This window comes from Rhodoplanes sp. SY1, from assembly GCF_046000175.1.
GTDB lineage: Bacteria > Pseudomonadota > Alphaproteobacteria > Rhizobiales > Xanthobacteraceae > Rhodoplanes.
The window spans coordinates 1-867 of the sequence record NZ_JBEOMB010000148.1; the positions used below are offsets into that span (position 1 = coordinate 1).

1 pseudogene is annotated in these 867 nt (G+C 67.0%); it reads right to left on the reverse strand.

The features are described from left to right. Window positions 1–264: 264 nt before the first annotated feature. Window positions 265–867: pseudogene (locus ABTU92_RS26200) on the reverse strand (IS630 family transposase); the annotation flags it as partial.

Here is an 867-nt window from a genome sequence, read left to right on the forward strand (position 1 = left end):
CCTAATCCACCTCACCGCCATCGCCTACAATCTGAAACGGGCGATGACCATCACGACCGCCGCCTGACCCAATCGGGCGGACGTGACACCGCCACGGCGGCGATGTCGATGTGGATCGTAATGGCCATCCGAGCCGAACCAGCGAGCCTGCACGCCACCACGCCCGCCGATTCGCCTCATCTCCGCGGTCGACAGCAAAAACCGCGAAAATCAGTCGACCTCCCAACCCGCGCACAGGTCTCCTCATACCAACGGCCCTCATGTCTAACCGATGTGAGCCCATGCTCGCATTCCGATGGACGTGATGGTCTCGGGCTGGGCTACGAGGCGGCGCCAGGCGTCGCAGGCGGCGTCGACGATGTCGTCGTAGGTGTCGAAGACGCGGTTGGAGAGCCAGTTGCCGCGCAGGAACTGCCAGACGTTCTCGACCGGGTTGAGCTCCGGCGAGCGCGACGGCAGGAACAGCAAGGTCACGTTCCTCGGCACCTTCTGAGCCGGCGTGGTGTGCCAGCCGGCACGGTCGAGCAGCAGGACGGCGTGAGCGCCTGTGGCGACGGTGCGGGCGATCTCGTCGAGGTGGACCTGCATGGCCTCGGTGTCGGCCGCCGGCATGGCTACCGCGGCCCCGGTGCCGCGCGCCGGGCAGATGGCCCCGAACAGCCAGGCGTTCTCGTAGCGCTGATCGGCGGGCTGACGTGGCCGCGAACCGCGCCGCGCCCGCATGCGCACGATCCCGTTCTTCTGGCCGATGCGCGCCTCGTCCTGGAACCAGATCTCGACCGGCTTGCGCTCGGCGACGCCTTCGAGATAGGCGCTCAGCGTCGTCGCGAAGTTTTTTTGAACGCTGTGATCGTCCCGGCGTCCTGC